Raw genomic sequence first — 6965 nt, forward strand, 5'->3', positions numbered from 1 at the left:
TTGCCTTGCAGTAGCTGGATTCGATTTAGTATCTATAAATTGCACAGAATCAAAAGTATTAATCCACAGATGAGCGCCACAACTTGCTGGTTTGTAAGGTCGATAGACTATTTGGCAAGGACCTGAAATATATAACTCATAACCATAATAGTTATGACCGCTGTGCTTGAGTGACACTACAGGTTCCAATTCTGTTGGAGGCTTAGTTTTATTACTTTGAATTTTGTTTTGATTGACATGAATCATTTTTGGTGTAGTAGTTTCTTTCTTGCGCCACATACCTTTCGGACCCCGCCGAGCCGGAATTATTACGGGCATTCCACTCGAAGATACTGGTATTTCCCAGAATCTACCTTTTTTCTGTGCTCCTTTGACTCTTCCTTGAGCGAGTAAAACTAATAAACGTTGACGAGACATACCTAATAAAAAAGATGCTTCTTTAGTACCCATGATTTTTTTCTTAACTGTTGGACAATAGTAAGTGTTTAATAAAAAGGTAACTTTCTCAAAGTAATAGAGAGAGAAATTTATGCAAGTTACCTAAAAATAAATGTAAATGAGATTATTGATTTTGTTTTCCTCTAAAATCTCAGAACTAAAACGTTTGAGTTAGAGAAATTTTTAACCACAGGAAAAGCTTCTAATTTTTGGTGACTCTAAAATCTCATAACTCAGAAGTTAGAGGTTAGAGAGAAATTTTCTTTTCCGAGGGAAAGCTGCTGGTTCTTGGTCAGGACTAAGAGATATTTACACCAAGCCCATATTGCTCTAAACGTAATAATAGCTCAAACGATTTGCTTTAATAAAATCCTTGGCTGTCTGTGCTATCTCTGGAATCGTAATATATACGATTTTCTGCTCTATAAAACTGATACAAAGCGTTACATAAAGTGACAAATTGACGTTTACTTCCTGCTTTCCTACGGAATGCTACGCAAACTACTGAGGCCGTTGGCGGTTACTCATCCACAGGCATTGACGGTCAAGCCGACCGCATCTCTCAAATTAATACTGGCGTTTAAATCTCTATCTATTGACAAACCACATTCTGGGCAGTTATAAGTTCTCAGATGCAAGGGCATATCTTGAACATGACCACACCTACTGCAAGTTTTTGATGATGGGAAAAATCTATCAACTACTACTAGCTCCGAACCCCTACTACCCTACCCTACCCAAAAAACCACGTTCTCCCCTCTCACAGGAGGGGACAACTTCATGCATGACAATCAACTGGAGCTACAACTTTCTAATGAACATTAAACCACTCTTCATCAGTCATTGGGTATGTTGCGACAGTATCACTATCCGACACATCGGGATTTGAATACCACAAATACAACCCTCCTGCCACCATCGCACCTAATGTATATAGTGCTTCATAAGTTATAACTGTACCACCAACAACCAATGCAACCGCAGGCCCACCACTAATGTGGTCTAACTGTTCTTCACTAAGCTCTGTGTAAGACGGGGTTGCTTTGGCATCGTTGTTTGTTGTTTTTCGTTTTGTCATTTTATTCTCCTGGAGCACAAAAGTGAAAAAAACGATGTTTTTATGCTCGCTACAAAACTACAGCATTTAATCGCAGAAAACAATATTCTCAACATTTAAAAAAACAATGCTATCTATTTGATATATTTGAAAAAATAATGTAACGAATAGTAAGGGTTATAAAAAGACTTTTCAGGATATGTCCGTTTGACAAATTAAAGATATGTGTACGACCTACAACCTAAATAAAGTATTTAAACCATTCGGCAGACTGACTCCTGACTCCTTGTCTCCTAACTCCTTCTTCCTCTCTTTATTCTGACTCCTGACTCCTTCAGAAACAGACTTTTCGGAACTTTGCCTAATTGATAAGCACCACGACTGTCTAAATATTTATATTGTCCTGGTTGTAATCCTACATGAATAAACTTTTTTGGATAACCAATCATTACAACATTACCAGAAGAGTCTTTCTGAACAATTTTCTCTAAGTATTCTCTGGCATTTGTAGCGCGTCGAAAAAATTCTACTTGTTGCTGAGTATAAAAAACTAAACTAGGTTTTTCAAAGCTAATCATAATTATTTCTTCTCCAGGTTGTCTAACTTCAACAATAGTTTGAGCTAATTGGCGTAAGGGTAATTGACGTTCTTGGTCTACTAAAAACATCATCGGGTTAATAGTAAAAATTAAACACAATACTAATCCAATAAAGTTAGCACTCCAAATCCAAGAAGTTTGTTTTTTAACTAAAAGAAATCCCACCACTATTGCTGTAGTTATTAAAATTAATCCGCCACGAGTTAATAAACCTGATTTTCTAATTAACTCTGGGAAATATGGCATAGCTGGGTCTCCATCTAGCCAGTTAAAACTGAAGATAATTCCTATAGCTAAAATGAGCAGAAAAATGATATTAGCGACAATTGAAGCAGATAAAAAGCGACTTATTAATTTAGAATTATTTTTCTTGAGTTTGGCAATAGGTTTAACAGAATTATTGCTTGTATTAAAAGTTGATGTGGAATTATTGGCAATTTTATTAGTCTGACTGGGACTAGGAACTAAATCTCTATTAATAATAATATCGCTCCACAATAATCCTATTAATATTGCTGCAGCTGGCATTAATGGTAAGACATAACTGGGTAATTTGGTGGCAGAGACTGAGAAGAAAATAAAGATACAAATAAACCAGAAAAAAGCAAATAGACTTAACTGCTCATTTCGTGGTTTATTGCACCAATAACGACGTTGCCAAAATTTAGTTTGAGCGATCGCTATTGGTAAATAAATAGACCAAGGTGCAAAACCAATTAGTACGACTAAGAAGTAAAAGTACCAGGGCGCTCCATGATGATTAACAACTTTGGTAAAACGTTCAAAATTGTGATAACCAAAAAAACTATCAATATATTCTTTCCCGTTAACTAAAGTAACGAGAAAATACCAAGGGAATGTAATAATTGAAAAAATTAAAATGCCAGGCCGAATATTTATTTCTTGCCAGATTTGAAAAAAATTACCTACATATAATAGAAAGGAACCAATAATCAGTGCGGGTAAAACAATTCCAATCAGACCTTTGGCGAGAACTGCTAAAGATATTAGTATATAAAAAGTCAAATACCACTTGTTAAAGATGGGAAGTTTTGTAGTTTTTGATGATTGATTTTTATCTGGCGCAGATGAAACATTTTGTCTCAGTATTTTGCTGTTCTTTTGCTGAGGAATATGAGTATTTTCTGTTTGTGAAGCATATCCCATAAAAAAGGCAAATAGTGCCGAACACATACAGCCAGTTAATAACATATCAGAAACTCCAATGCGTCCCCAAGCAATAGTTTCTGGATTTAAAGCTATCATCGCAGCACCAATCCATGCTATTAATAATCTCACCATTAAAAACTTATTTTTAGGATTGATCTGAGAATTTAGTTGATAATAACCATATCTATAAAGGATGTAAAAACCAAAACACATTAAGGCAGTTGCAGATATTGCTGAAGGGAGACGGACAGACCATTCATTAATACCAAAAAGATGATAAGCGATCGCCATTAACCAATAAATTAAAGGTGGTTTATCAAAGCGAGTTTCTCCATTAAAATAAGGTGTAATCCAATCTCCAGTTTCTACCATTTGACGAGCAGCTTCAGCAAAGAGTGGCTCTGTTTCATCAATTAAACCAATATTTCCCAAATTACAAAAAAAGGCTAACCAAGAAAGTAAACAAAGCCATAAAATAGACAGTCCTAATGTTAAAATATGATTTTTTGGTTGAGTTTTAAACCAATTGATAATTTCTAATTCTTGTATTAATTTCATTCAGATTTAGTTATCCTTTATTCGTCTTAAAATTTCCACCCTAATTTAGCTATAAATTAGACAAAATTGAAAAAAGAATGTTACAAATAAACTGGCTAGTAAATAATTAATAATAACTAACAATTAATAATTTAACTAAGAGCTGATTTATCAAATAAATATTAAGAAGCTGAATTCCTTACTAAACTTTGGTTTAGCGAGTTATTGTCCACTAAGTCCTAAATTACTAAAAGCTCTGTCATATAAGACTTTCAGCTAAGTTTACAAATCAGCTCTAACACCTAAAACCTACCACCTACCACCTACTACCTAATACCTAGGAAGTTATTTGTAGCAAACATTTATCAATTTGGTATTAGACCTCTTGCAAAAGTTTTACTTACATTAATTCCAGATATGAAATCAACAATTCCCTATTCCCTATTCCCTCTATTGAAAGAGGGACCATTAACAATATTTTTCAAGGCTTTAAAATTAACAGCCATTCTAATGTTTCTCTATTCCAAGTAGGAAATTTTGTTTCTCCTGCAACATAAGGTCTCCAGTATAAACGAGAGCCATCTTGGGCAAAGATAACTAGGATATCTCCTGGTTTCAAGGTTAATTTTTCTTCTGGCAAAGAAAGTACTAATCCTCTATTACCGAAAAGCGACGTTGAAGGCCCCCGTGTTTTAACCGGGGGATGAAAACAAGCGAGTCGCTTAGACTAGACAACTTTAGTTGTCCTGTGTTATTATTACCTACAATAACTGTTCGGTCTGCCCGTTTCAAATGTACTGTTGTCAGCAAGTTTTAGTAGGTAAAAATCCTGAATTAATTCCCATTTTAACATTCTTGTGCGAACAGTCTCACAAACTAACTAACATGGGCATATACTATGGTCGGCAATTATATTTTAAAGCCAGGATTGGTATTGGCAAGTTTGACTTGGAAAAGGTCTATAAAAGGAACTATCATTACAAAGTTTTATATTCTCAAGCAGCACAACAAACATTGAGAACTGTAGCTGAATCATTTAGGTCTTATTATGGTCTTATTATTGCCTATAATGAAGGTAAAATCTCAGACAGACCAAGGATTCCTAACTATAGAAAAAAAGGGGGAATGGCTACAGTAAGTTACCCTAAGCAAGCATTAAAACTTAAAGATAATCAAATTAGAATACCACGCTTAGAATACCTGTAAACGCTGGTTTGGAGTAGATAGCTTTTTAATTCCAATGCCTAGTAATCTAGCATTCTCTACTCTCAAAGAACTGAGAATATTACCGAGAAACAGATGTTTTTATTGGGAATTTGTTTATGAAAGAGAAGTAATAGTTAAACCTCAATTAAATCAAGAAAATGTATTAGGAATTGACCATGGTTTAAATAATTGGTTGACCTGTGTATCCAATGTAAATACTAGCTTAATTGTAGATGGGAAACAGATTAAATCAATGAATCGTTGGTACAACAAACAAGTATCAACTATTAAAGAAAATCAACCGACTGGATTTTGGTCAAATAAACTAGCTGCCATTACAGAAAAGCGTAACCGCCAAATCCGTGATGGAATTAATAAAGCAGCCAGGATAGTGATTAATCATTGTTTAAAAAATCATATTGGTACAATTGTATTTGGCTGGAATAAAGGTCAGAAAAATCAAATAGAATTAGGAAAGAAAAGTAATTCAGAATTTGTACCAATTCCGACAGCTAGACTCAAGGAAAGAATAGCTCAATTATGTGAAGAGTATGGGATTAGATTTATAGAAACTGAGGAAAGTTATACAAGTATTGCTTCATTTTTAGATGGTGACAATCTACCTAATTATGGTGAGAAACCCAATAATTGGAAACCGTCAGGAAAGAGAATAAAGCGATGCAGCGCGGTCTTGGGGGTTTCCCCCATGAGCGACTGCATCAAGACAGCGTGGTTTGTATAGAACAGGTAATAATTGGTGTATTAATGCAGACTGTAATGGAGCTGCAAATATAATCACAAAAGTAAGCAGAAAGCTAGGGTTAAACTTAAGCCAACTGTGTAGGGGCACTTTGACTTGTCCCCAAAGAGTATATCTTTGGTCAGCTAAGAAGAAACGGAGCAACACGGATTTATCCTGTTGCGTAGTATCTGCTTAGAATCCCCGTGACTTGAGTCTGGGGAGTAGTCAATACCTTCCCCTGGGGCAAAATCCCAGTGAGCAGATTTTTGGTAAGATTGGTCTGAGGATTTAGCTAGTAGTGCTAGACGAACTGGACGATCTGTACAGTTGCTAACTCGAAAAGCTCCTTTATCAGTTTTGACCCACGAATGATTGATGATTGAGAAGTAGTTATGAGCAGACTACATTCTTGAATCTGTTTTGTTGGAGATATTGGTAGAGGTTTCTGAGTAGGAATGTTTAATAACAGAGATTCAGAAAATGTCTCAGAATCATTTGTTTCCCAAAATATTTTTAACTGAAATCTGCCAATAATTAATCCTAACAAAAAAAATATTAAAGTAATAATAGTTTGTCTATAAGCTTGGAGTTTCATTTGAATTTAATTCTTTCTTTTAATTCTTTAACTAGGCATCCTGATTTTGTTCAATTAACCTGATAAATTACAGCTTGCTCTTCTGCTATGTTAGACTACCTAGAGTATTTTTAACTTTCAAATTGACTTAAAAAGTCCAAAAAAATATATATATTTAACTTCAATATCTATGCAAAGTACCCGTATCAATAGATTATTTAATGTTATTAGTGAAAGGTTTAGGCAATGGTTGAGTAATCCTTGGCGTCGAATTTCTCTATTAGTTATTAGTTTGTTATTTGGTAATTTTGCTGGGACTGCGGTTTCTACGATCGCTGGGCAAGAAGGTTACCTAGATGTTATTTATGCTTTAATATGTTTGCTGATTACTGAATTATTAAACTGGTTTACTTATGGTATTAAGGGTAAAATAGCACGTTCTTTGGGAATAGATATTTTGAATGGTTTTAAAATTGGTTTTACTTATGGTCTATTTTTAGAAGCTTTCAAATTAGGTTCTTAGATTTTCTCTACGTTAAGGTGGTAGGTGTGAGATACTAAACTTTAATTTTGTCCGACTACTTAGCAGTTAATTAGCTTTCAACTATCAGCTTGGGGTCGTAGGTTTGAAGTTTTAGGTTT

8 protein-coding genes and 1 pseudogene are annotated in these 6965 nt (G+C 34.6%); 3 read left to right on the plus strand and 6 right to left on the minus strand.

Features of this window, described 5'->3' with window-relative positions; all coding sequences use genetic code 11:
* The 5 genes and pseudogenes from D5R40_RS28870 to D5R40_RS28890 form a co-directional block, all read right to left on the minus strand.
* Window positions 1–450: hypothetical protein (locus D5R40_RS28870; protein ID WP_124155585.1), on the minus strand; the 450-nt coding region annotated here is incomplete at its 3' end.
* A gap of 512 nt (window positions 451–962) precedes the next feature.
* A pseudogene (locus D5R40_RS28875) lies at window positions 963–1148 on the minus strand (zinc ribbon domain-containing protein); the annotation flags it as partial.
* 101 nt (window positions 1149–1249) lie between these two features.
* The gene (locus D5R40_RS37170; RefSeq protein WP_192901326.1) at window positions 1250–1516 is read right to left on the minus strand and encodes a bacteriocin; all 267 of its coding nucleotides are present in this window, start codon (window positions 1514–1516) and stop codon (window positions 1250–1252) included.
* A gap of 272 nt (window positions 1517–1788) precedes the next feature.
* Window positions 1789–3822, minus strand: a complete 2034-nt coding sequence (locus D5R40_RS28885; protein ID WP_124155586.1) for an ArnT family glycosyltransferase — start codon at window positions 3820–3822, stop codon at window positions 1789–1791.
* A 460-nt stretch (window positions 3823–4282) separates the two neighbouring features.
* Entirely contained in the window at window positions 4283–4441 is a 159-nt protein-coding gene (locus D5R40_RS28890) for a hypothetical protein (protein WP_161564298.1), read from the minus strand.
* 152 nt (window positions 4442–4593) lie between these two features.
* Between D5R40_RS28890 and D5R40_RS40250 the strand changes: the two genes are divergently transcribed.
* Together D5R40_RS40250 and D5R40_RS40255 are read left to right on the plus strand one after the other, a co-directional pair.
* Entirely contained in the window at window positions 4594–5007 is a 414-nt protein-coding gene (locus tag D5R40_RS40250; protein WP_240041549.1) for a hypothetical protein, read from the plus strand.
* A gap of 34 nt (window positions 5008–5041) precedes the next feature.
* Window positions 5042–5749 carry an RNA-guided endonuclease InsQ/TnpB family protein gene (locus D5R40_RS40255; protein ID WP_205127342.1) on the plus strand — a complete coding sequence of 236 codons (708 nt, stop codon included), beginning with the start codon at window positions 5042–5044 and terminating at the stop codon, window positions 5747–5749.
* Window positions 5750–6050: 301 nt separating this feature from the next.
* On the opposite strand, the gene D5R40_RS28900 is transcribed toward D5R40_RS40255, so the two are convergent.
* The gene (locus D5R40_RS28900) at window positions 6051–6344 is read right to left on the minus strand and encodes a hypothetical protein (protein ID WP_124142872.1); all 294 of its coding nucleotides are present in this window, start codon (window positions 6342–6344) and stop codon (window positions 6051–6053) included.
* 169 nt (window positions 6345–6513) lie between these two features.
* Here D5R40_RS28900 and D5R40_RS28905 point away from each other — a divergent pair, with 169 nt between their 5' ends.
* Entirely contained in the window at window positions 6514–6846 is a 333-nt protein-coding gene (locus D5R40_RS28905) for a DUF565 domain-containing protein (protein WP_124142871.1), read from the plus strand.
* Window positions 6847–6965 lie beyond the last annotated feature (119 nt).

The organism is Okeania hirsuta, from assembly GCF_003838195.1.
Lineage (GTDB): Bacteria > Cyanobacteriota > Cyanobacteriia > Cyanobacteriales > Microcoleaceae > Okeania > Okeania hirsuta.